The following is a 24,238-nucleotide window of genomic DNA, read 5'->3' on the forward strand; positions in this document are numbered from 1 at the left end:
CAGGTCGCCGGCTATTACTTCGGCCGGCGGTCGCCTTCCATCATCTTGGCCACAAATACCGCTTTGCCGTAAGTCTCGAACGACCACTTCATGGTGTCGGACAGCACCTGCATTACTTCGTCGTACTCACCGAAGATTTCTGTGCTCATTCGGCCCGGATACACTTCCAGTTGAGTTTGCTGCAAGCGGTCGATCAGCGCCCAGATGGGCGGCTTGTAGTCGTCTGCCAATGGGTAACAACTCAGTTGCACGGACAGGTACATAGTGACTCCTTGGTCTGGCGTTGCCCGGGTCAGAATCCCATGGCCGATGATGTGCTGCGCCTGGGATCAGCCCCGCCGGTCAGCTTGCCGTTGTCCTCTATCAGGATGCTCTGGATTGCCCCCATGGAGGATTTCTGAACAACGTCATGCCCCATGGTTTCCAGAAGCGATATGGTATCGGCGCTGATGCCTTGTTCGATGCGGATTTCATCGGGCAACCACTGATGATGGATGCGCGGCACGCTGACCGCCGATTGTATGTTCATCCCATGATCAATCACATTTAGCAGCACCTGCAAGGTGGTTGTGATAATCCGCGAACCGCCGGGGCTGCCAGTTACCAGATAATTCCTGCCATCACGGCGCACAATGGTCGGAGACATGGAGCTGAGCATGCGCTTTTCAGGCTCGATTTTATTGGCTTCCCCGCCAATCAGCCCATAGGCATTGGGCACGCCTGGCTTTGCCGAGAAATCGTCCATCTCATTGTTCAGCAGGAAGCCCGCGCCAGCCACGGTAATGCCGGAACCGTAGCTGAAATTGATGGTGTAGGTGTTGGAAACGGCGTTGCCCCAACGATCAACGATTGAAAAGTGCGTAGTTTCGGGGCTTTCAAAGCCCGCTGGATCGCCAGCCTGGATGTCAGAAGAGGGGCGGGCCGTCTCAAGGTCAATTTTTTCGCGAAGGGAAGCCGCGTACTCTTTACTGGTCAGGCCGTTCAGTGGAACCTCCACAAAATCCGTATCGCCCAGATAGGTCGCCCGGTCGGCATAGGCCAGTTTCATGGTCTCTGCCATTCGGTGGATGCTGGCGGCGGAATTATGGCCCAGCTCGGCCATCGGATATCCCTCGAGGATGTTGAGAATCTGCACGATATGCGTGCCGCCGGAAGAGGGTGGTGACATGGAATAGACCTCGTACCCACGATAAGTGCCATGAATCGGCTGGCGGATTGCGGGCTGATAACTTGCCAGGTCTTCGAGGGTGATCAGCCCATCGTTGCGCTGCATTTCATCGACGATCAGTTTCGCGGTTTCTCCCTGATAAAAGTCCTTAATGCCATGATCAGCGATGCGTTTCAGGGTTCTTGCCAGATCCGGCTGTTTGAATCGTTCACCGGGTTGCCAGGCGGAACCGTCCTCCTTATAAAAGGTGTCCAGTGTGGCAGGCCACCGGGTCAGCCGGTCTCTGGCCTGTTCCAGTCCTTCAGTAAAGCGTTCCGGGACAATAAATCCTTCGCTGGCCAGGCGGATGGCGGGCGCCAGAGCCTGTTTGAGTGACAGGGTTCCATGACGTTCGAGCGCCAGAGCAAAGCCGGCCACCGTCCCGGGCACCCCGGCCGCCTTATGGGTAAACCGGCTGCGGTTCTGTACCACGTTGCCCTGTTCGTCCTGGAACATGGTTTCCGTCGCCCTTCTCGGGGCTTTTTCGCGGTAATCAATGGCTTCTACCGGTTCACCGTTGCCTGGCGAGAACAGCATGAAACCGCCGCCCCCGATGTTGCCGGATCGGGGTTGGGTGACGGCCAGTGCAAAACCTGCGGTAACGGCAGCATCCATGGCGTTACCGCCGTCTTTCAGGACATCCAGTGCGACTTGGGTTGCCAGGGTATGGCTGGTCACGACCATGCCCTGGCTGGCGGTCACCGGGTTGAACCTTTCGCCCTCAAGAATCGCTTGAGCACTGGCTTGAATATGCAATAAGGCGATGCAACAGAAGAGTGCAGCTGTGCCTATAAGCTTCCTTGCCGCTAAGCCGCCCGTAGCGGCTTTTTCCGGCATGACCCTTGGGTGGCGTGTGTCCATGGATTGTCCCTCTTTCTGCCTCGTTTCTGATGCTCAGATAGGCTATGATAGCCGGTCGATTTTATAGGTGCCTGTTCAGGTGCCCGCTCGTCCAGATACAGAGTAAGGAAAGCTTTCATGGAGCACACCTATCGTCTTGTGATTTCCTGCCCGGACCGGACCGGAATCGTGGCCAAGGTCAGTAATTTTCTGTCGACCTACAACGGCTGGATTACGGAGGCGAGCCACCATTCGGACACCCATACCGGCTGGTTTTTTATGCGCCATGAGATCAAGGCCAGCTCCATTCCGTTCGGTCTGGACCAGTTTCGCATTGCATTTGAGCCGATTGCCCGCGAATTCAACATGAATTGGCACATTGCCGATTCCGCCCAGCCTAAAAAAGTGGTGCTGATGTGCAGCAAGGAGTCCCACTGTGTGGCGGATCTGCTGCATCGGTGGCACAGCGGCGAAATCAATGCCGAAATCGTGGCGGTGATTTCCAACCATGAGGACCTGCGCCGTATGGTGGAATGGCACGACATTCCCTACCACTGCATTTCGGTGAACCAGAGCAATCGCGATGAGGCATTTGCGGAGATTGATGGATTGATCGAGCAGTACGGCACTGAAGTGGTTGTGCTGGCCCGATATATGCAAATTCTGCCCAGCAGTCTTTGTGAGAAGTACGCAGGCCGGGTGATCAACATCCATCACAGTTTCCTTCCGTCCTTTGCAGGGGCGCGGCCCTACCATCAGGCCTATAGCCGGGGTGTGAAGCTGATTGGCGCCACGTGCCACTATGTGACGCAGGATCTGGATGAGGGCCCTATCATCGAACAGGACGTGATTCGGATCAGCCACAGCGACTCCATTGAAGACATGGTGCGCAAGGGCAAGGATGTGGAAAAAAGCGTGCTTTCCCGTGGTCTGCGGGCCCATATAGAGGACCGAGTAATCACCTACGAGAACAAGACGGTGGTTTTCAGCTGACCAGGCCACCACGTGCCTCTCTACCACATGCCCCGCTAAGGGATTGAATGTGGTAGCATTGGCGGCTTGTTAAAGAATAACTATGGGGCCCGATAAGCGGCCCTGAAACGACTTCCAGCAAATTCAAAGGAACCTTTCTCGATGGGTGAATTAGCCAAAGAGATCCTGCCGGTCAATATTGAAGACGAGCTAAAACAGTCCTATCTGGATTACGCCATGAGCGTCATCGTCGGCCGCGCACTACCGGACGTACGGGATGGCCTGAAGCCGGTGCATCGCCGCGTGTTGTTCGCGATGTCCGAGCTTAACAACGACTGGAACAAGGCTTACAAGAAGTCTGCCCGTGTTGTGGGTGATGTCATTGGTAAATATCACCCTCACGGTGATTCTGCGGTTTACGACACCATCGTTCGAATGGCTCAGCCGTTCTCGCTGAGGTATCCGCTGGTGGATGGCCAGGGTAACTTTGGTTCCATCGACGGCGACAACGCTGCTGCGATGCGTTACACCGAAATCCGCATGGAAAAGATCGCCCATTCCCTGCTGGCGGACCTGGACAAGGAAACCGTTGATTACGTTGCCAACTACGACGGCACCGAACAGATTCCAGATGTGCTGCCCACGCGGATTCCCAACCTGCTGGTGAATGGTTCTTCCGGTATTGCGGTGGGTATGGCAACCAATATTCCGCCTCATAACCTGACAGAAATCGTGAATGGCTGCCTGGCGCTGATCGACAATCCGGATATGACCATCGATGACTTGATGGAGCACATTCCGGGCCCGGATTTTCCAACTCAGGGCATCATCAATGGTCGTGCCGGTATCGTTGAAGCCTATCGCACAGGCCGTGGCCGCATTTATATCCGCGCTCGCCACGAAATCGAACACGACAAGAAAACCAATCGCGATGCCATCATCATCACTGAGCTGCCGTATCAGCTCAACAAAGCTCGATTGATCGAGAAAATCGCTGAGCTGGTCAAGGAAAAGCGCCTTGAGGGCATCTCCGAACTGCGGGACGAGTCCAACAAGGAAGGCATTCGTGTGGTGATTGAACTGCGCCGGGGAGAAAACCCGGAGGTTGTGATCAACAACCTGTTCGCCCAGACCCAACTGCAGACGGTTTTTGGCATTAACATGGTGGCGCTGATCAATGGCGAGCCAAAAATTCTAAACCTCAAGCAGATGCTGGATGCGTTTGTCCGTCATCGCCGGGAAGTGGTGACTCGTCGCACCATCTATGAGTTGCGTAAAGCGCGCGAGCGCGGTCACATTCTGGAAGGCCTGACCGTTGCACTGGCGAACATCGATGAAATCATTGCTCTGATCAAATCCTCACCTGCAGCCGCTGAAGCCAAAGAAAAGCTGATGGCTCAGGGGTGGGCACCTGGCGATGTGCTCGCCATGCTGGAGCGTGCCGGTGAAGATGCCTGCCGTCCGGATGATCTGCCAGAGATCTATGGCCTGCGTAATGGGCTTTATCACCTGTCCCCAGAGCAGGCTCAGGCCATTCTGGATCTCCGTCTGCATCGCTTGACCGGTCTTGAAACCGAGAAGCTGCAGAATGAGTACAAAGAAATTCTGGAAAAAATCGCTGACCTGCTGGATATCCTGGGTAACCCGGAGCGCCTGATGCAGGTTATCCGTGAAGAACTGGAAGCCGTCGTCAGTGAATTCGGAGACGAGCGCCTTACCGAAATTACCAGCTCTAAGCGTGATCTGACGGTTGCCGATTTGATTGACGAAGAAGACCTGGTGGTCACCATTTCTCACGGTGGCTACGCCAAAACCCAGGCGGTCGAGGATTATCAGGCCCAGCGCCGTGGCGGTCGCGGTAAAGCCGCAACGTCCATGAAAGACGAGGATTTTGTCGAGAAGCTGTTGGTGGCCAATTCCCATGACACCATTCTGTGTTTCTCCAATCGTGGCAAGGTTTACTGGTTGCGAGTGTTTGAGATTCCGCGCGCCAGTCGGGCATCCCGTGGTCGTCCGATGGTGAACATCCTGCCTCTGGAAGAGGGCGAGCGTATCACCACCTTCCTGCCGGTGCGGGATTATCCGGAAGATCAGTTTGTATTGATGGCCACCTCGGCCGGTGTTGTGAAGAAAACACCGTTGCCGAACTTCTCACGGCCACGCAGCAGCGGCCTGATCGCACTGAATCTGGACGAGGGCGATACCCTGATCGGTACGGCCATCACCAAAGGCGATGCCGAAGTCATGCTGTTCTCCTCTGCGGGTAAGGCCGTCCGGTTTAACGAAGAAGCGGTTCGACCAATGAGCCGTACAGCGCGCGGTGTTCGTGGTATCCGTATGCCGGAAGGCCACAGTGTGGTGTCGTTGATTATCCCGCAGGAAGGTTCTGTGCTGCTGACGGCCAGTGAGAACGGCTACGGCAAACGCACCTCGTTTGAAGAGTTCCCGACTTACAGCCGTGGCAGTCAGGGCGTTATTGCCATGCAATGCTCTGAGCGAAACGGCAACCTTGTAGCAGCGCTTCAGCTGTTTGAAGGCGACGAAATGATGTTGATTTCGGACAAGGGCACACTGGTAAGAACCGGAACCAATGAAGTGTCGATCCTGAGCCGGAACACGCAGGGTGTACGTTTGATCAAACTGAGCCAGGAAGACGAGCGGCTGGTGGGTGTTGAGCGTATTGCTGAAACAGACGCTGAAGACGTCGATGCGGAAGACGTGGAGACCGATAGCGTTGAATCTGGTGAGGCCGGCGAAAGCGCAGGCTCGGATGGTGCCGACGAAGCAGGTGGTGAGGATAATGACCAGGGCGTATAACTTTTGTGCGGGCCCGGCCACGCTGCCTGAAGAGGTGCTGAAGCAGGCCCGTGACGAAATGCTGGATTGGCAGGGCACAGGCATGTCTGTGATGGAGATGAGCCATCGCAGCGATGAGTTTGTGAGCATCGCTAAAACGGCCGAGCAGGACCTTCGCGACCTGGCGGGTGTGCCGGACGACTATGCTGTGCTGTTCATGCAGGGTGGTGCGTCCAGTCAGTTCGCCACCGTGCCGCTGAACCTGATGGCGGCTGACGCCACGGCGGACTATGTCAACACAGGTATCTGGTCCAAGAAAGCCATTGCCGAAGCTCGCCGCTTTGGCAATGTGAACGTCGTGGCCAGTAGCGAGGACGCTAATTTTATAAACGTACCCGACCAGTCTGAATGGCAGTGCTCGCCTGATGCGGCTTATCTTCACTACACGCCAAATGAAACCATTGGCGGGCTTGAGTTCGATTTCGTTCCTGAGACCGGCTCAGTGCCACTGGTGGCCGATTATTCATCCACCATGTTGTCGCGTCCGATCGACGTGTCGAAATTCGGTCTGATCTACGCCGGTGCCCAGAAGAACATCGGGCCGTCCGGACTGGTTGTGGTCATCGTCCGCAAAGATTTGCTTGGCAATGCCCGCAAGGAAACGCCCACCATGATGAATTATCAGGTCATGGCGGATAACGATTCCATGTACAACACGCCTTCCACTTATTCCTGGTATCTGGCAGGACTGGTGTTCAAGTGGCTGAAAGCCCAGGGCGGCGTTGAAGCCATGGGCAAAATCAACCAGCGTAAAGCCGGTAAGCTCTACGATTTCGTGGATGCCAACGATTTTTACGCCAACCCGATCGAACCGCGCTTCCGTTCCTGGATGAACGTCCCGTTCACGCTGGCGGACGATGCGCTTAACGGTGACTTCCTGAAAGGCGCGGATGCCCGTGGCCTATTGAACCTGAAAGGCCATCGCTCTGTGGGTGGTATGCGCGCAAGCATTTACAACGCGATGCCCGAGGCGGGTGTTGATGCGCTGATTGATTACATGGCGGAATTTGCCAGGGAGCGCGGCTGAGCATGAGCGATGAGCAGGCCCGTCTGGGGCAATTGAGAGACGAAATCGACCGCCTGGATCAGGAAATAATGCAGCGCATCAGCCAGCGGGCTGAATGTGCGCAGGAAGTGGCTCGGGTCAAAATGGAAGCCAACCCCGGTGAGGACGTGTTCTTCTACCGGCCAGAGCGAGAGGCTCAGGTGCTGCGCCGTATCAAGGACAACAATCCTGGCCCGCTGTCTGGTGAGGAAATGGCGCGTCTGTTCCGTGAGATTATGTCTGCGTGCCTGGCCCTTGAAAAACCCATGCACATTGCTTTCCTGGGGCCCATGGGCACCTTTACCCAGGCTGCAGCGCTCAAACACTTTGGTCATTCGGTGGTCAGTGTGCCGTTGCCGGCGATTGATGCCGTGTTCCGGGAAGTGGAATCCGGTGCCGCTCATTACGGTGTAGTGCCGGTGGAGAACTCCACCGAAGGCATGATTAACCATACGCTGGACATGTTCATGTCTTCGCCGCTGAAGATTTGTGGCGAGGTGCAATTGCGTATTCATCATCACCTGCTCGTGTCGCCAAAGCACGATGATCAGGAAATCGTCCGGATCTATTCGCACCAGCAGTCTTTTGCGCAATGTCGTCAGTGGCTGGACACCCACCGGCATGGCATTGAGCGGGTTACCGTAAGCAGTAATGCGGAGGCCGCCCGCCGTGCTGCGGAAGAACCCGGATCAGCCGCTATTGCCGGTGACATGGCGGCTGAACTCTATGGCCTGGACATGCTGGCCTCCAGCATTGAGGACCGCCCGGATAACACCACACGTTTCCTGATTATCGGACGTGAGGAAGTTCCGGCCAGTGGCAGCGATAAGTCGTCCATCCTTGTATCCATGAGGAACAAGCCGGGTGCGCTTTATCAGCTTCTTGAGCCGTTCCATAAGCACGGCCTCAGCCTGACCCGAATTGAAACCCGGCCATCACCCAGTGGCACCTGGGCGTACGTGTTCTACATCGACTTTGAAGGGCACTACGAGGATTCGCAGGTGGCAAAGGTGCTGGAGGAAATCGATGAAGAGGCCGTCGAGCTGAAGCGTCTGGGGTCCTATCCCATCGGAGTGCTTTAGCCATGACGTCCGGGAACGATATGCAAAGCCTGGCGGTAACCGGTGTACAGGCACTTTCGCCGTATCAGCCGGGTAAACCGGTGGACGAGCTCGCCCGCGAGCTGGGGCTGGACCCGAAATCCATCGTCAAGCTCGCCAGCAATGAGAACCCGCTGGGCCCTGCAGACTCGGCCCTTGCCGCTGCCCGAGACGCGCTTACAGAGCTGACGCGTTATCCCGATGGCAATGGCTATTATCTCAAGCAGTCGTTGTGCAAACGCTATGGTGTCAAGCCGGACCAGATTACATTGGGCAACGGTTCGAATGACGTTCTTGAAGTGATAACCCGTTGTTTCGTCGCGCCCGGAGACGATGTTGTCTACTCACAGTATGCGTTTGCGGTTTACCCTCTGGTTACCCAGGCCATTGGCGCACGTGGTGTTTCGGTACCGGCTGTCGACTATGGGCATGATCTGGATGCCATGGCCAGCGCTGTCACTGATCGCACGAAGCTGGTCTTCGTGGCGAACCCCAATAACCCGACGGGCACCTTTCATGGCAAAGCCGCCATCGAAGCCTTTCTGGATCGAATACCTTCCAATGTGCTGGTTGTTCTGGACGAAGCCTACTGTGAATATATGGAAGGCGACGTAACCAGTGACTTGCCAGATGGTCTGGATCTGCTCCCGCGTTATCCAAATCTGATTGTCACCAGAACCTTCTCTAAAGCCTGGGGACTGGCGGCGCTGCGGGTGGGGTACAGTATTTGTTCGCCAGAAATAACGAATATTCTCAATCGGGTACGCCAACCTTTTAATGTTGATTCAGTAGCCATGGCGGCGGCCACAGCGGTACTGGGTGACGAGGAGTATCTTCGCAAATCCTGTGAAATCAATGCGCGCGGAATGAAACAACTGGAGTCTGCATTTGCGGAGTTGGGCCTTGATTACATTCCTTCGGCTGGCAATTTTATCAGTGTCGATGTGGGGCCAAATGCATCAGGGATCAATCAATCGCTGTTGGAGCAGGGTGTTATTGTGCGCCCGGTTGGCGGTTATGGGATGCCAAACCACCTGCGGGTTTCCATTGGGTTGCCAGACGAGAATGCCCGGTTTATTGATGCGTTGAAGGTGGCGCTGGGCAGGGCAGAGGCGTAAATGTCGGATTCTCAACCACTCTTTAAGCGTGTTGCTGTGATTGGCCTTGGGCTGATTGGTGGTTCTCTGGCCGCTGCTATCAGGCGCAATGGCCTGGCAGGGACAGTGATCGGTGTCGACAAGAGGCACGAAGAGCCCGCATTGGGTAAACAGCTGGGTGTGATTGACGAGGTGGCTGGTTCGGTTGAAGAAGCGGTCACCGGTGCAGACCTTGTTGTACTGGCAGTGCCTGTCAAAGCAACCAGGGATGTTCTCCAGAAGATTCGCCCGGTGCTCTCCCCGGATGCCATTCTGACGGACGTTGGCAGTACCAAAACCAGCTTTGTGAATGATGTAAAAGCCGTTTTTGGTGAGCTTCCAGCAAACGTCATTCCCGGCCACCCGATTGCCGGTTCCGAAAAGAGTGGTATCAGGGCAGCGAATCCGGAGCTGTTTGCCAATCACAAAGTGATCCTTACTCCGGGCGACGTGGTTCCAGAGGCGCAGGTCAGAAAGCTCTCCGCGCTCTGGGAAGGGTGTGGGGCAACCGTACTCACCATGTCGGTCGCGTATCACGACGAAGTGCTGGCGGCCACCAGCCATCTACCACACCTGATCGCGTTTTCCCTGGTGGACACGCTTGCAGGGGAAGACGAGAACCTGGATATATTTCGCTATGCGGCCGGAGGTTTTCGTGACTTCACCCGCATTGCGGCCAGTGATCCGGTGATGTGGCACGACATTTTTTTATCAAACAAGGACGCGGTTCTTCGGGTGATCGACCATTTCAGTCGTGACCTTGACCGACTGCGATCCGCCATTGCGGATCAGGATAGCGCGACCTTGTTGCAGGTATTCAGCCGCGCCAAGGCGGCGCGAGAACACTTTTCGAAAATGCTTTCGGGGCAGGCTTACGTGACAAAGAACCCTCAGAAACAGGTAACGTTCCGGGTTCAGCCCGGTGGTCCGATTACCGGTGATATACGAGTGCCGGGTGACAAATCCATCTCCCATCGCTCCATCATGCTGGGTGCACTGGCAGATGGAATAACCGAAGTAAAAGGCTTTCTGGAAGGCGAGGACAGCCTGGCGACCTTGCAGGCGTTCCGTGACATGGGCGTCACCATTGAGGGTCCCAACCATGGCTATGTGCGCATCCATGGTGTTGGTATCCGGGGGCTGCAGGCGCCACGTGGCCCGCTGTATCTCGGCAACTCCGGCACCGCCATGCGCTTGTTTTCTGGCCTGTTGGCAGCGCAGAGCTTTGATTCTGAGCTGACGGGTGACGAGAGTCTGTCCAAACGACCGATGGGTCGGGTCGCGGACCCATTGCGTGCCATGGGCGCCATTATTGAAACCGCAGAGGGCGGCAAGCCGCCACTGAAGATTCGGGGCGGCCAGGCGCTGACGGGGATCCATTACGACATGCCGGTCGCCAGCGCTCAGGTCAAGTCCTGCCTGCTTCTTGCCGGACTCTATGCCGATGGGCTGACGTCTGTTACAGAGCCTGCGCCGACTCGGGATCACACGGAAAGGATGCTGGAAGGTTTCGGATACCATGTGCATCGTGACAGCGCCACGGCCAGCGTCGCTGGTGGTGGTCAACTCACCGCGACGGAAATCGACGTACCGGCAGATATTTCGTCAGCAGCGTTCTTTCTGGTGGCAGCCAGCATCTCTCCAGAATCAGATCTGATATTGCGCCACGTCGGCATGAACCCAACGCGAATGGGCGTGGTTACGATTCTGCGCAAGATGGGAGCTGACATCGAAGTGCTAGACGAGCGCATCATCGGTGGCGAACCCGTGGCCGATTTGCGGGTTCGCTCTGCTGAGCTGTCGGGCATTGATATACCGGAGGATCAGGTGCCCCTGGCGATTGACGAATTTCCGGTATTGTTTATTGCAGCTGCCTGTGCGAAAGGGCGGACGGTGTTGCGTGGGGCGGAAGAGCTCCGTGTGAAGGAAAGTGATCGCATTCAGGTGATGGCCGATGGTCTCGAAGCACTGGGCGTTGAAACCACCGTGACCCAGGATGGCATCGTCATTGATGGTGGTCAGCCCATTGGGCAGGGCCGAGTAAACAGCCATGGCGACCATCGCATTGCAATGGCGTTTTCCGTGGCCTCGTTGCGGGCAGGCGGTGAAATCGAAATCACCGACTGTGCCAATGTCGCGACCTCTTTTCCCGGGTTTGTCGAGCTGGCGTGTAAAACCGGCCTGAAAGTGGAATCTGACGGGCCAGAGGGAGCAGATGAGTGAGCGACACTGATATTCCAGTCATTACCGTAGATGGCCCTGGCGGCTCTGGAAAAGGCACCATTACTCAGATGTTGGCAAAGAAGCTGGGCTGGCATCTGTTGGACAGCGGCGCGCTTTACCGGTTAACCGCATTGGCCGCAAGCCGTGCGAACGTTGCGTTGGATGACGAGCCAGCGCTGGTGAAGGTTGCCGCCGGTCTGGATGTGGCCTTTGAGCCAACACCTCCAGGGGAGCCCGTAAAAGTCTTTCTGGCGGGCGACGATGTGACCGCAGAAGTTCGTACCGAATCCTGCGGTGACGATGCATCCAAAGTGGCGGTGATACAGCCCGTAAGGGACGCGCTTTTGCAGCGCCAGAGAGATTTTCGGATCATGCCGGGTCTGGTGGCCGATGGTCGTGACATGGGTACCGTGATATTTCCTGATGCACCGGTGAAAATCTTTCTGACGGCGAGTGCCGAAGAGCGTGCTCAGAGACGCTATAGCCAGTTGAAGGATGCTGGGGTCAGTGTTAGTATTGACGCCCTTTTAGAGGAGATACGGGCGAGAGATGAGCGAGATATGAACCGCTCTGCCGCCCCGCTGAAGCCTGCTGACGATGCGCAAGTCATTGATTCCACAGGTTTGAGCATAGAAGAGGTGTTGGACAGGTGTATGGCCGCAGCAGGCCAGGCCTGACCGCACCTTTTTGTTGTTGAAATTCCGGATTCAGCGTTATCAGCCAGTCACTGGCTGAACCCGGATTAAAACTCATTGACCGTGTTGCTGGCAGCACGGAGCACACTTGCGTTGATCACATAGGACACATAATGAGCGAGAGCTTTGCGGATCTTTTTGAAGAAAGCCTAAAAGAAATTGACATGCAGCCGGGTTCCATCGTCCAGGGAACCGTTGTAGATGTTGATAACGACTGGGTCACCGTTAACGCCGGACTGAAGTCCGAGGGCGTTATCCCCGCCTCCCAGTTCCTTAACGAAAAAGGCGAGTTGGAAGTTGCCATCGGCGATACCGTCGATGTTGCTCTTGACGCTGTTGAAGACGGCTTCGGTGAGACTCGTCTGTCTCGCGAGAAAGCCAAGCGCGCCGAGGCCTGGAAGGTACTTGAGAAGTCCTTCGAAGCAGAGGAAGTGGTTAAAGGTATCATCAACGGCAAGGTTAAAGGTGGTTTCACCGTTGATCTGGCTGGTATTCGTGCCTTCCTGCCGGGTTCTCTGGTAGATGTTCGTCCTGTTCGCGACACCGCGCACCTGGAGAACAAAGAGCTGGAATTCAAGGTTATCAAGCTGGACCAGAAGCGTAACAACGTCGTGGTTTCACGCCGTGCCGTTCTGGAAGCTGAAAACAGCGCTGAGCGCGAAGCTCTGCTCGAAACCCTGACCGAGGGTATGGAAATCAAGGGTATCGTCAAGAACCTGACCGACTACGGTGCGTTCGTAGATCTGGGCGGTGTTGACGGCCTGCTGCACATCACTGACATGGCCTGGAAGCGTATCAAGCATCCGAGCGAAATCGTGAATGTGGGCGATGAAATCAGCGTAAAAGTTCTCAAATTCGACCGTGAGCGCAACCGCGTTTCTCTTGGCCTGAAGCAGCTGGGTGAAGATCCATGGGTTGATATCAAGGGCCGCTATCCAGAAGGCACCAAGGTGACCGCCAAGGTTACCAATCTGACAGACTACGGCTGCTTTGCCGAGCTGGAAGAAGGTGTTGAGGGTCTGGTACACGTGTCTGAAATGGACTGGACCAACAAGAATATCCACCCATCCAAGGTTGTGCAGGTTGGCGACGAAGTGGGTGTGATGATTCTGGATATCGACGAAGAGCGTCGTCGTATCTCCCTTGGCATCAAGCAGTGTGTGCCTAATCCCTGGGAAGAGTTCTCCAGCAATTTCAACAAGGGCGACCGTATCTCCGGCAAGATCAAGTCAATTACTGACTTCGGTATCTTCATCGGTCTTGATGGCGGCATCGACGGCCTTGTGCACCTGTCCGACATCAGCTGGAACGAAACGGGTGAAGAAGCGGTTCGTGAATACAAGAAGGGCGACGAAGTCGAAACCGTCATCCTGTCTGTTGATCCGGAGCGCGAGCGCATTTCACTGGGCATCAAGCAGCTGGAAAGCGATCCGTTCGCCGAGTTCGTTCAGCTGAACGACAAAGGCTCCATCGTGAAGGGCACTGTGTCTGCAATCGACGCGAAAGCAGCCACCATTACCCTGAACGACGAAGTTGAGGCCGTGCTGAAGGCGTCCGAAATTAGCCGTGACAAGGTTGAAGACGCTCGCAACGCCCTGAACGAAGGCGACGAAGTTGAAGCCAAGATTATCAGCATTGATCGCAAGAACCGCGTGATCAACCTGTCTGTTAAGTCCAAGGACGTTGAGGACGACAAGCAGGCGCTGGAAGGCGTACGTGCGAAAGCGGCTGAGTCTGGTTCAGGAGCCACCACGATTGGTGACCTGATCAAGGAACAGATGAGCCAGCAGAACTCTAACAAGGAATAAAATTCCTGGTTAGGCCGAAAAAACGGGCTCTAAGAGCCCGTTTTTTTTGTGTTTTTTTTGGGTTTGGCTAAACTAGGTTCATGGAGCTGAAAACCGGCTTTCCAACAATAATGTGAAGAGGGAATAGCCCCATGACAAAATCTGAACTGGTGGAGCTCATTGCGTCGAAGCAGACGCAGCTTTCAGTGAAAGATGTTGAACTGGCCGTGAAAACTGTCATCGAACATATGTCTCAATCTCTTGCTGATGGACAGAGGATTGAAATCCGTGGTTTTGGAAGTTTTTCGCTGCATCATCGGGCTGCCAGAACAGGGCGTAATCCCAAAACCGGCGAAGCCGTTCAGCTACCTGCCAAGTTTGTTCCGCATTTCAAACCCGGTAAGGAGCTGCGTGAGCAGGTAAACGATAGCCTTAAAAAAGGCTTCTGATTCAGATTTTCTTCAGGGAATGTGTTAAACCGGGCCTGAATCATTTTCAGATCCTATTGGAGCTCTACGTCTATGGCCGGATTACAGAAGGTCCTCCTTATTCTGCTGGTACTGTTTTTGGTCCTGGTCGCTCTGGTCTTTTCCCTGAACAATCAGATGGAAGTGCCCCTGAACTTCCTTCTTTTCCAGACTCAACCTCATGGTGTGGCTGTCTGGATCATAATGTCATTTGTGATTGGCGCTCTGATCGGCATGCTGATTACAATGCTGGCGACGGTTCGTACCTCAGTTTCCAGGCGGCATCTTGAGAAACGTCTGGCTCGCACCGAGCAGGCACTGGAAAAATCGAGAGCTCAGAACGACCGGACGCTTTAATGGATATAGTTCTGCAATGGCTGCTGCTGACCATAGCAGTCGCCGCGGGTTGGTTTGTGGGCCGCATGGGGGGCAGCAAAGACCGCTCGAAAGTGCCCATCTCTGACGAAGAATCCGTCAGAGACCGTTTAAAGTTTCTGTTTACCAACTATTCCGACCAGGCCGTTGAAAACTTTGTTCAGTCGTTGGCTGTTAACCGCGACACCGTAGGCCTTCATCTCTCCATAGGCGCCCATTTTCGCCACAAAGGCGAAACCGAGCGCGCCATTCTCATTCATCAGAACTTGCTGGCTCGGCCAGAGCTGCCGCCCCGTTTCTCCCAACAGGTGACCTACGAGCTCGCCGTCGACTACCGAAACGCCGGTTTGTTGGACCGGGCCGAAGCATTGCTGCATCAACTGATGGGTGACCGTGAATACGGTCGTAAATCCTCCATTCAGCTCATCGAGCTGTATCAGCAGGAAAAGGAATGGAGCAAAGCGGCACAGGTTGCTCGCACCCTGACCACGGGTGAGCACGACCCCGCGATGTTCAAGATGCTTGCTTATATCATCTGCGAGCAATCCGAAGAGGCGCTGAAACAGGATGATCGTTGGCAGGCTCAGAAGCTTGTCAAAGAAGCGCTGGAATTCGATCGGTCCTGTGTACGGGCGACGTTTATTCAGATGAAGTTGTTGGTGCGACAGGGTAGCTTCAAAGAGGCGTCGGGCCAGAGTCTGAAAATTTTCGATCAGAATCCCGATTTTGGCCCTGAAGCCATCGACCGCCTTATGAAGCTGGAGCGTGAGCATGGCGACGTTGGCAAATTGGGGAAAAAGCTTGGGAAGCTGTATGATTCATTCCCTAGCACCAGCCTTTTGCTGGCGCTGGTCGAAGCGGTAGAACGCAGTTCCGGCCGTATGGCAGCTATCGAGCTTTTGCGCCGTGAACTGGAACTTCGCCCTAGCGTTCGTGGCCTGTTGCGTCTGGTGGCGCTGGCAGGCTACGAGAAGGGAATGACGACCGATGAAGAACGTCTGGTAAGCCGAATTGGCCACCTGATGTTGGCGAATCGCCCGGTTTATCGTTGCGTCAATTGCGGTTTCTCGGGTCAGCAGCTGCATTGGCTGTGCCCAAGCTGTAAGCAATGGGAAACCGTTCGCCCGATTCAGGGCGTAGAAGCCGAATAAACCAAACCGAATATTGCAGGACCTCTCTGTGCCGAATACAAATGATCCGCGCATCGTCGTGGCGCTGGACTTTCCCTCTGACAAGCCCGCATTGGCTCTGGTTGATCAATTAGACCCTGCGAAATGCCGTTTAAAAGTTGGCAAAGAGCTGTTCACCCGCTCTGGCCCAGAGTTGGTCAGGGCCCTGGGTCGTCGCGGCTTTGAAGTCTTTCTTGATTTGAAATTCCACGACATTCCCAACACCACCGCTGCGGCTGTGGAAGCAGCGGCCGATCTTGGCGTATGGATGGTCAATGTTCACGCTTCTGGCGGCGAAAAAATGATGATTGCGTGCCGAGAGCGCCTCGACGGTTTCGGCAAAGAAAGACCCTTGCTGATTGCTGTTACGGTTCTTACCAGCATGGGCGCGGATGACCTCGCAGGCATTGGCATCAATGATGAGCCAGAAACCCAAGTGTCCCGCCTGGCAACCTTAACCAGAAACTGCGGTCTTGACGGCGTCGTCTGTTCGGCCCAGGAAGCCCCGGCGCTCAAAGCAGAGCAGGGCGCCGATTTCAAACTGGTCACACCCGGTATTCGGCCACCGTCCGCCGATAAAGGTGATCAACAGCGCATCATGACGCCAACGGACGCAATAAAGGCCGGTTCAGATTACCTGGTTGTAGGTCGCCCAATTACGCAGGCGCCTGATCCTCTCAAGGCATTGGAAGCAATTCATACGGAAGTATCTGCACTGACCTAGCGGTATCACTGAAGCCCATTCAGGCGGGGAAGGAGATCCTACCCCGCCGATGCACCATGAAAAGCAGGCTAGGGCCAGAATCCAAAGGCAACGAGTCAGAACGAAAAAAGCCGCTAATCCAGAGGACTAGCGGCTTTTCGGAATAGTGGCTCCCCGAGCTGGGCTCGAACCAGCGACAAACGGATTAACAGTCCGTTGCTCTACCAACTGAGCTATCGGGGAACGTCGTCATCAGACGAGGCGCGTATATTAAGATTACCCCGCGGCCCCGTCAACCCTCTGAATCAAATTTTAGCCAAGCGCTTTCTGGAGGCGTGAAACAGCCTGCTTCAGCGTGTCCAGGCCGGTCGCGAAGCTCAGGCGCATGTGCCCAGGAGCACCGAATGCAGAGCCTGGCACAAGAGCAACGCCTGCTTCTTTAAGCAGCTTTTCAGCGAACTCAACGTCGTCGCTCACATCCGATGCGTCAATGGCACCCTGGAAGCTCGGGAACACATAGAAGGTGCCATCCCCGTGAAGGCATTCCACGCCCGGCAACTGATTCAAGGCTTCGACCAGATAGTCGTGACGTTCCTTGAAGGCAGTGACCATTTCCTGAACGCAGTCCTGCGGACCATCGAGGGCCGCTGCGGCCGCAGCCTGGGAAATCGATGAGGGGTTAGAGGTACTCTGGGACTGAATCTTCTTCATCGCACCGATGATCTTGGCCGGGCCGGCGGCATAGCCGATACGCCAGCCTGTCATCGAGTAGGCCTTGGACACGCCATTCAGAACGAATGTGCGGTCATACAACTCCGGCGTCGCGTTCAGGATGTTGCAGAAGGGCTTGCCAGTCCACAGGATTGGCTCGTACATGTCGTCTGTGGCGATCATGATCTGTGGGTGTTTCTTCAGAACCTCACCAATCGCCTGAAGCTCTTCCAGGGTATAGGCCATGCCGCTGGGATTGGAGGGGCTGTTGATCACAAACAGGCGGGTACGCTCGGAGATGGCGTTCTCCAGCTGTTCAGGTGTGATCTTGAAACGGGTGTCTGCACCGGTTTCGATGATGACAGGTTTGCCTTCGGCAACCAGAACCATGTCCGGATATGAGACCCAATAAGGGGCCGGAATGATGGCTTCGTCACCTTTATTCAGCGTGGCCAGTGCCAGATTGAAAAAGCTCTGCTTGCCGCCGCTGGAGACAAGAATCTGATTGGCTTCGTAATCCAGGCCGTTATCCCGCTTGTATTTGGCAATGATCGCCTTTTTCAGTGCGGGCGTACCATCGACGGCAGTGTACTTGGTTTGCCCAGCCTTAATGGCTTCGATGGCCGCCTGTTTGATGTGATCAGGCGTGTCGAAATCGGGCTCGCCGGCGCCAAGGCCGATGATGTCCTGTCCGGCCGCGCGCAATTCTGCGGCTTTGTTGGTCACTGCGAGAGTGGGCGAGGGCTTGATTGCTTGTACTCGACTGGATAATTGAAGGTCCAAACTTGCGCTCCTTAAAGCTGCGGCGTTGAATGGCCTAGATGTTACCATGATGCCCCCAGAACGATAAGTGACCCCTACACAGACTGATCAGAGGATGCCGTAAAACTATGGCGACATCGGAAAAAGGCGCACTCCGCAAGGACGGCAAGTTCACGGTTGCTTCACCTTTCGAACCCGCAGGCGATCAGCCGAAGGCAATTGCCGGCCTTGTGGACGGTATCGAAAGTGGGTTGGCCCATCAGACGTTGCTGGGTGTCACGGGCTCGGGGAAAACCTTCACGATCGCCAATGTGATTCAGCAGGTGCAGCGGCCGACTATTATCATGGCCCACAACAAGACCCTGGCGGCCCAGCTTTATGGCGAGTTTCGCGAGTTTTTCCCTGACAATGCGGTTGAGTATTTCGTGTCCTATTACGATTACTATCAGCCTGAAGCCTACGTCCCATCGTCGGACACCTTTATCGAGAAAGACGCCTCTATTAATGAACACATCGAGCAGATGCGTCTTTCAGCCACCAAAGCGTTGCTGGAAAGGCCGGATGCCATCATCGTGGCTACCGTGTCTTCTATTTACGGTCTGGGGGATCCTCAGTCCTACCTGAAAATGATGCTGCATCTGGATCGCGGCGACGAGATCGACCAGCGGGACATCCTTCGTCGACTGGCTGAGCTTCAGTACACACGCAACGATGTGGAATTCCATCGGGCCAACTATCGAGTACGCGGCGATGTGATCGATGTGTTTCCGGCGGAATCGGAAAAAGAAGCCATTCGCATCGAGCTGTTCGACGACGAGGTCGAAAACCTGAGTTATTTCGACCCGCTTACCGGTGAAATCCTGCGCCGGGTACCGAGGGTGACGATTTATCCCAAGTCCCACTATGTGACGCCGCGTCAGAAGGTGTTGGACGCCGTCGAGAACATCAAGGTCGAACTCGACGAGCGACTGACGCAGCTGCGTGATAATAACCGCCTGGTTGAAGCTCAGCGGCTGGAAGAGCGCACGCGGTATGACATAGAAATGATGCTGGAGTTGGGTTACTGCAATGGCATCGAGAACTATTCCAGGTACCTGTCCGGGCGCCAGCCGGGCGAGGCCCCTCCGACGCTGTTTGATTATCTGCCACCCGACGCCCTGCTAGTGGTGGACGAATCCCACGTGACCATCCCCCAGATCGGGGCGATGTATAAAGGTGACCGGTCTCGCAAGGAGACTCTGGTGGAATATGGCTTCCGGCTACCGTCGGCACTGGATAACCGCCCCATGCGATTTGACGAATGGGAGCGGATTGCGCCGCAAATGCTGTTTGTGTCTGCCACTCCAGGCAAATACGAAGCGGAGTACGCAGGCCAGGTGGTAGAGCAGGTAGTGCGGCCCACGGGTCTGCTGGATCCGGAAATTGAGGTACGGCCGGCCTCTACCCAGGTGGATGATCTGTTATCTGAAATTCGCCTCAGAACCAACGTGAAAGAACGGGTGTTGGTAACCACGCTGACCAAGCGAATGGCCGAAGACCTCACCGACTTCCTGATGGAGCACGACATTCGCGTTCGCTACCTGCACTCGGACATCGATACGGTAGAGCGGGTCGAGATCATTCGGGACCTGCGTCGCGGTGAATTTGATGTACTGGTCGGGATCAACCTGCTGCGGGAAGGTCTCGATATGCCGGAAGTGTCGCTGGTGGCCATTCTGGATGCCGATAAAGAGGGCTTCCTGCGCTCTGACCGCTCCCTGATCCAGACCATTGGTCGCGCGGCTCGTAACGTCCATGGCAAAGCGATTCTGTACGGTGATAACGTCACCGGATCGATGCAAAGAGCCATCGACGAAACCGAGCGGCGCCGGGCCAAGCAAGCCGAGCACAACGAAGCCCACGGCATCACACCGACCGGTTTGAACAAGAAAATTGCCGACATCATGGAAGGCGCCAGCAGTGGCGGTGGCCGCGGCAGACGCAAAGCCGAACGGCCGGGCGAGAAGGCGGCCGAGGAAGCAGAACGCTACCGCGCCAAGACTGGCGATAAGTCGCCGGAAGAAATTCTCAAGGAACTGACCCGGCTTGAGGATGACATGTATAAGGCGGCTTCGGACCTGGACTTTGAAACCGCAGCAAGGCTGCGAGACGAGATTTCCGAGCTGAAGGAAGCTGCGCTGCGCACGGGTTAATCCGTGCGCTTTGGCCCAACAATCACGGCAGCTTGCAGCGGCTGATTTCGTCCGTACCGGGACATCTGATCGAAGACTCGCCGGTCGATCGGCAAATACTGCTTGTCAGCTACGGTTTCCCCTGCGTCTGTGTCAATTTCCGGGTCGTGAAGGTAGACAAACTGGTCGTCGATAGCGCACACGGTGACCCAATGCGGGACTCGGCTGCGGTTAAGCTGCCAGGTGCTGATGAGTATGATTGGAACGCAGCCCCGTTCTAACGCCGTTCTCAAGCCGTCCAGAGAAATCGGATCGTGGTGAAGCTCGATGCCAGTCTGTGCGATGTCGTAAATAAAGCCCTCGTGGACCAGTTCCAGAACCTGTTTCTTGTCTGGATTGCGCACCGTATCTTTGAACAATGCACCCTCTTTGCTCACGTAGGCGCTGGCATGAAACCCGCGATTCCAGGCTGCCAGCGCAAGGCCGTGAGGACCGCAACCGCCATGGCCGGCAAGCATGAATATGGTGGTGGCTTCTCGCCAGATGCGGAGCTCTTCCAGCGTGGTCATGGTGGCTTGCTCGTCCAGCGCGGATATGGCCATGATGAGCGCGGCCGGGCCGCAGGAAAATTCCGTGGTCTGCGGGTAGTAGGGGACGGCAGGAAACTCGCGCGTTGGTTCGTAGAACAGAATACGACGTTCAAAACGCAGCGCATTGCTGTGGTCTTCGTAATAATCTCGGAAGGTGCCGAACTGGCGGTATCCCAATCGCTTGTAGAGTTTGATGGCCGCCGCGTTGTCTTCGCGCACCTCCAGTCTCATGACGATCCGGTCTGCTTCCACGGCTTCCGCTTCGGCCCGTTCAATCAACTGTTGTCCAACACCTTTACCCCGTAATGTGGGTAACACGGCTATGGAATAGATTCTGGCCAGCCGTGTTGCTGCACTCATCAGTACCAGGCAATAACCCACGAGGCCTTCTGCGCTTTCTGCAACGATCAGTCGGTCCCTTGGCATATCCAGGAAACGACGAAAGCTTCGGCGGGAAAGCCGGTCTTCGGTAAAGCAGCGGTTTTCAAGTTCTACCAATGCGTTCAGGTCATGAATACTGGCCTGGCGCAAGTTAATCTGATCCATGTTGAAATGACTCAGCGGGCCACGGGGAAAGCGGTTGGGTGCCCGCCAGTATGGGGCAATCCCGGGAATGCGCAAGATGCACTGCCGTGAGTAGAAACACGCATCATTGAAGCGTTGTTCGGCCGTGCTTTCCGTCGTATCTTGGCGAGAATTACAAGGAGTGTCATTGATGTCCCGATTGTTGATTGTGGTTGATCGTGAAAAAGACTGGGCGCCTTATTATCCGAGTGAAGATGTACTGACCTTTGACCAGTATCTGAAGCTTTCTGTTCCTCCAAACAGCCGCACGCGCGTCATCAATCTCTGTCAGAGCTCTCGTTATCTGAGCCGGGGCTATTACTGTTCCTTGTTGGCCGAGGCTCGTGGTCACAATGTGGTGCCTTCGGTGATGACGCTCAACGACCTGAGCCGGAAAGGGCTGTTTTCGCTCCAACTTGAAGAACTCGACGAGAGCGTTATCCAGTGGCTGGATGCTTCTGGTTCCGAGATAAATCCTGAACAGGACGAGAAACAGGCGACCCACGAAGTCAGAATCAGGACCTATTTTGGTCAGGCTGAGCATCCAGAACTCAAACCGGTTGCCCGGGCCTTGTTTGACCGGTTTCCGTGCCCGGTTTTGGAAGTGGTGTTTCGTCGCCGCAAAACCTGGCAGATCGCATCCATGAAGCCTGGGTGCCCTGCAGATCTGAAAGGGAAAGAGCAGGATCATTTTGCAGCGGCGTTTGACCGCTTCAGCAGCATGGTCTGGCGCAAGCCCCGAACGCGGCGGCGCTACCGCTTTGATCTGGCCATGTTGGTCAATCCGGAAGAGGAAATGCCGCCCAGTGACAAAATGGCACTGGACCGTTTCGAGAAAGCAGGCCGCAAGCTGGGTATCAACGTGGAACAGATTACCCGTCGCGACTACATGCGGCTGCCCGAATACGACGGTCTGTTTATTCGCGAAACAACGGCCATTGATCACCACACCTATCGTTTCGCCCGCAAAGCGGAGGCCGAGGGCATGGTGGTGATTGACGATCCGGTTTCGATATTGCGCTGTACCAATAAAGTGTTTCTGGCGGATCTGCTTAAAAACAACAAGGTACCAACACCCAAGACGCTGATTCTCTCAAAAGATCAAAAAGACAGTGCGGAACAGGTGATGCGCGAGATTGGATTTCCTGCCGTCATCAAGATTCCCGATGGCGCATTTTCTCGGGGTGTGACAAAGGCGGAAGATGAGAAGTCGTTGCGGGAGGGGCTGAAAGCTCTGTTCAAGCAGTCGGCCCTGGTTCTGGCCCAGGAATACCTGTACACCGATTACGATTGGCGCATCGGGGTACTGGGTGGTCGTGCCATTTACGCCTGCAAGTACTACATGGTGGAAGGTCACTGGCAGATTTACCAACATGGCGGAGCCGAAGTAGACAGTGGTGGATTCGAGACCATGCCCACCTATGAAGTGCCGAAGAATGTGATTCAGGCAGCGTTGAATGCGACGCGGCTCATCGGTAACGGGCTTTATGGGGTTGATATCAAACAGTCTGGCAATCGGGTGGCGGTTATCGAGGTGAATGACAACCCCAGCATCGACGCAGGGATTGAAGATGGTTTCCTGGGTGGCGAGCTTTACACTTTGATCATGCAGGAGTTTCTGTCTCGCATGGAAATGCACCGGCAGCGTTAAACCGGCTCATGAAAACCAGATATGCAGGCTCCCGAACCAGGGGTAGCTCTCCATCTGTTGACTGATTGCCTGGCTATCGGGCCGCTGCTGTTGACCGTCCAGCTCCAGAAACAGTTCGATATGAACACGGTTTTTCAGGTAATGAAGCCGAAACCGACTGTTTGGTGGAAGGTCGACTGGAAAATGCTCTTCCAGCGCCTCCCGAATCTGGCTACGGTTCGGAAGCGTTTCAGAAGTAGGCGACTGTTCATCGTCGTTCTCGGCGTCCACATGGAAGTTGATATCGAGAATATTGTCGAATGATGCCCGCATAGCCGCGACGACGCGCATCCCGATTTGATGACCTTCAGAAACGCTGATTTCCGGGCGAACCACAAGATGAACGTCCAGCAGAATGTCCTGTCCCATCTTACGGCTTCGAAGTTCATGGACGTTTCGAACGCCTTCGACGGATTTTGCCGCTTCGCGAAGCGTTTCAGTATCTTCCGGTGAGAGACCGGTATCCACCAGTTCCTTCACACTGTCCCAGGCGAACCGCCAGCCGATATGGACAATCAGGATTGAAATGACAATGGCTGCAAGCACATCAAGCCAGACATGACCCATCATCGCACCCGCCGTGGACACCAGCACCACAACAGAAGACAACGCATCGGTTCGGCTGTGCCAGGCATTGGCAACGATCAGGTCTGATCGAATAGCCAGGCCAACCCGGCGCGTGTAGCGGTATATCCATTCTTTGCTGAGTACGGAGATGGCGGCTGCCACAAGAACAGGCCATTGCGGCAGTCTCGCGCCTTCGGTATCCAGTAATCTGAGAAAGTTGTCCCAGGCCAGTGCAGCGCCAACTGCGATCAGAAAGCTGCCCAGTACCATGGTGCCGAGAGTCTCGATGCGCTGATGTCCGTATGGATGTTCCTGATCCGGAGCCTGCCTGGAGAGCCTCATAACTGCCAGTACGACTACATCAGAAGCGACGTCGCTGAACGAATGAATGCCGTCGACAATCAATGCCTGGGAATGGAAGAGCAAGCCACCGACCACCTTGATGGCACCGAGAACGGCATCAAGTATCATTCCAATGACGGTGATTCGAGTGGCCTCGTGGCGCTCTGTATCGAGCGCTTTTCGTTGACTGGGGGCTTGGGTCCGGGGGTCGCTCATGAAAGTCCCTGAAACGGATATGAGATTCATTATAGCGGCAATTACAATAG

At 55.3% G+C, this 24,238-nt stretch carries 19 protein-coding genes and 1 tRNA gene; 14 read left to right on the forward strand and 6 right to left on the reverse strand.

Features of this window, described 5'->3' with window-relative positions:
- Positions 1-14: 14 nt before the first annotated feature.
- Both QLQ17_RS16745 and ggt read right to left on the reverse strand, forming a co-directional pair.
- A complete protein-coding gene (locus QLQ17_RS16745) occupies positions 15-263 on the reverse strand; it encodes a hypothetical protein (protein WP_283210756.1) in 249 nt (82 codons plus the stop codon).
- Positions 264-292: 29 nt separating this feature from the next.
- On the reverse strand, positions 293-2,044 hold the full coding sequence (gene ggt / locus QLQ17_RS16750; RefSeq protein WP_502867401.1) for a gamma-glutamyltransferase: 1,752 nt from the start codon (positions 2,042-2,044) through the stop codon (positions 293-295).
- A gap of 141 nt (positions 2,045-2,185) precedes the next feature.
- Between ggt and purU the strand changes: the two genes are divergently transcribed.
- The 12 genes from purU (at position 2,186) to pyrF (ending at position 16,596) form a co-directional block, all read left to right on the forward strand.
- On the forward strand, positions 2,186-3,040 hold the full coding sequence (purU, locus tag QLQ17_RS16755) for a formyltetrahydrofolate deformylase (RefSeq protein ID WP_283210758.1): 855 nt from the start codon (positions 2,186-2,188) through the stop codon (positions 3,038-3,040).
- 141 nt (positions 3,041-3,181) lie between these two features.
- The gene (gene gyrA / locus QLQ17_RS16760) at positions 3,182-5,836 is read left to right on the forward strand and encodes a DNA gyrase subunit A (RefSeq protein WP_283210759.1); all 2,655 of its coding nucleotides are present in this window, start codon (positions 3,182-3,184) and stop codon (positions 5,834-5,836) included.
- The gene (gene serC, locus QLQ17_RS16765; protein ID WP_283210760.1) at positions 5,820-6,902 is read left to right on the forward strand and encodes a 3-phosphoserine/phosphohydroxythreonine transaminase; all 1,083 of its coding nucleotides are present in this window, start codon (positions 5,820-5,822) and stop codon (positions 6,900-6,902) included. Before gyrA ends, serC begins: the two co-directional genes overlap by 17 nt.
- A 2-nt stretch (positions 6,903-6,904) precedes the next feature.
- On the forward strand, positions 6,905-8,002 hold the full coding sequence (pheA, locus tag QLQ17_RS16770; protein WP_283210761.1) for a prephenate dehydratase: 1,098 nt from the start codon (positions 6,905-6,907) through the stop codon (positions 8,000-8,002).
- A 2-nt stretch (positions 8,003-8,004) separates the two neighbouring features.
- A complete protein-coding gene (gene hisC, locus QLQ17_RS16775) occupies positions 8,005-9,138 on the forward strand; it encodes a histidinol-phosphate transaminase (RefSeq protein WP_283210762.1) in 1,134 nt (377 codons plus the stop codon).
- Complete coding sequence (locus QLQ17_RS16780) at positions 9,139-11,379, forward strand: bifunctional prephenate dehydrogenase/3-phosphoshikimate 1-carboxyvinyltransferase (protein WP_283210763.1); 2,241 nt, start codon at positions 9,139-9,141, stop codon at positions 11,377-11,379. It abuts the gene before it with no gap.
- Positions 11,376-12,056, forward strand: a complete 681-nt coding sequence (cmk, locus tag QLQ17_RS16785) for a (d)CMP kinase (RefSeq protein WP_283210764.1) — start codon at positions 11,376-11,378, stop codon at positions 12,054-12,056. The genes QLQ17_RS16780 and cmk overlap by 4 nt, the downstream gene beginning before the upstream one ends.
- Positions 12,057-12,187: 131 nt before the next feature.
- Positions 12,188-13,882, forward strand: coding sequence for a 30S ribosomal protein S1 (gene rpsA / locus QLQ17_RS16790; protein WP_283210765.1), 1,695 nt, complete (start codon positions 12,188-12,190; stop codon positions 13,880-13,882).
- A gap of 131 nt (positions 13,883-14,013) precedes the next feature.
- Complete coding sequence (locus tag QLQ17_RS16795; protein ID WP_150913974.1) at positions 14,014-14,310, forward strand: integration host factor subunit beta; 297 nt, start codon at positions 14,014-14,016, stop codon at positions 14,308-14,310.
- A 72-nt stretch (positions 14,311-14,382) separates the two neighbouring features.
- The gene (locus QLQ17_RS16800) at positions 14,383-14,685 is read left to right on the forward strand and encodes a LapA family protein (protein ID WP_283210766.1); all 303 of its coding nucleotides are present in this window, start codon (positions 14,383-14,385) and stop codon (positions 14,683-14,685) included.
- Positions 14,685-15,854, forward strand: a complete 1,170-nt coding sequence (gene lapB / locus QLQ17_RS16805) for a lipopolysaccharide assembly protein LapB (RefSeq protein WP_283210767.1) — start codon at positions 14,685-14,687, stop codon at positions 15,852-15,854. The genes QLQ17_RS16800 and lapB overlap by 1 nt, the downstream gene beginning before the upstream one ends.
- Positions 15,855-15,882: 28 nt before the next feature.
- Positions 15,883-16,596 (forward strand): orotidine-5'-phosphate decarboxylase, encoded by a 714-nt coding sequence (pyrF, locus tag QLQ17_RS16810; RefSeq protein WP_283210768.1) that lies wholly within the window; start codon positions 15,883-15,885, stop codon positions 16,594-16,596.
- A gap of 146 nt (positions 16,597-16,742) precedes the next feature.
- On the opposite strand, the gene QLQ17_RS16815 is transcribed toward pyrF, so the two are convergent.
- Positions 16,743-16,818 (reverse strand) — tRNA-Asn (locus QLQ17_RS16815).
- A 69-nt stretch (positions 16,819-16,887) separates the two neighbouring features.
- Positions 16,888-18,069, reverse strand: a complete 1,182-nt coding sequence (locus QLQ17_RS16820; RefSeq protein ID WP_283210769.1) for a pyridoxal phosphate-dependent aminotransferase — start codon at positions 18,067-18,069, stop codon at positions 16,888-16,890.
- A 107-nt stretch (positions 18,070-18,176) separates the two neighbouring features.
- Between QLQ17_RS16820 and uvrB the strand changes: the two genes are divergently transcribed.
- Positions 18,177-20,240 (forward strand): excinuclease ABC subunit UvrB, encoded by a 2,064-nt coding sequence (gene uvrB, locus QLQ17_RS16825; RefSeq protein ID WP_283210770.1) that lies wholly within the window; start codon positions 18,177-18,179, stop codon positions 20,238-20,240.
- Here the strand turns inward: uvrB and rimI are convergent.
- The gene (gene rimI / locus QLQ17_RS16830) at positions 20,237-21,355 is read right to left on the reverse strand and encodes a ribosomal protein S18-alanine N-acetyltransferase (RefSeq protein ID WP_283210771.1); all 1,119 of its coding nucleotides are present in this window, start codon (positions 21,353-21,355) and stop codon (positions 20,237-20,239) included. The genes uvrB and rimI overlap by 4 nt on opposite strands.
- A 169-nt stretch (positions 21,356-21,524) precedes the next feature.
- On the opposite strand from rimI, the gene QLQ17_RS16835 reads away from it, so the two are divergent.
- The gene (locus QLQ17_RS16835; protein WP_283210772.1) at positions 21,525-23,024 is read left to right on the forward strand and encodes a RimK family ATP-grasp domain-containing protein; all 1,500 of its coding nucleotides are present in this window, start codon (positions 21,525-21,527) and stop codon (positions 23,022-23,024) included.
- 6 nt (positions 23,025-23,030) lie between these two features.
- Here the strand turns inward: QLQ17_RS16835 and QLQ17_RS16840 are convergent, their stop codons facing one another.
- Positions 23,031-24,188 carry a cation diffusion facilitator family transporter gene (locus QLQ17_RS16840; protein ID WP_283210773.1) on the reverse strand — a complete coding sequence of 386 codons (1,158 nt, stop codon included), beginning with the start codon at positions 24,186-24,188 and terminating at the stop codon, positions 23,031-23,033.
- Between the last annotated feature and the right edge of the window lie 50 nt (positions 24,189-24,238).

Origin of the sequence: Marinobacter sp. CHS3-4 (genome assembly GCF_030053415.1) — a bacterium.
In the GTDB taxonomy this organism is placed as follows: Bacteria; Pseudomonadota; Gammaproteobacteria; order Pseudomonadales; family Oleiphilaceae; genus Marinobacter.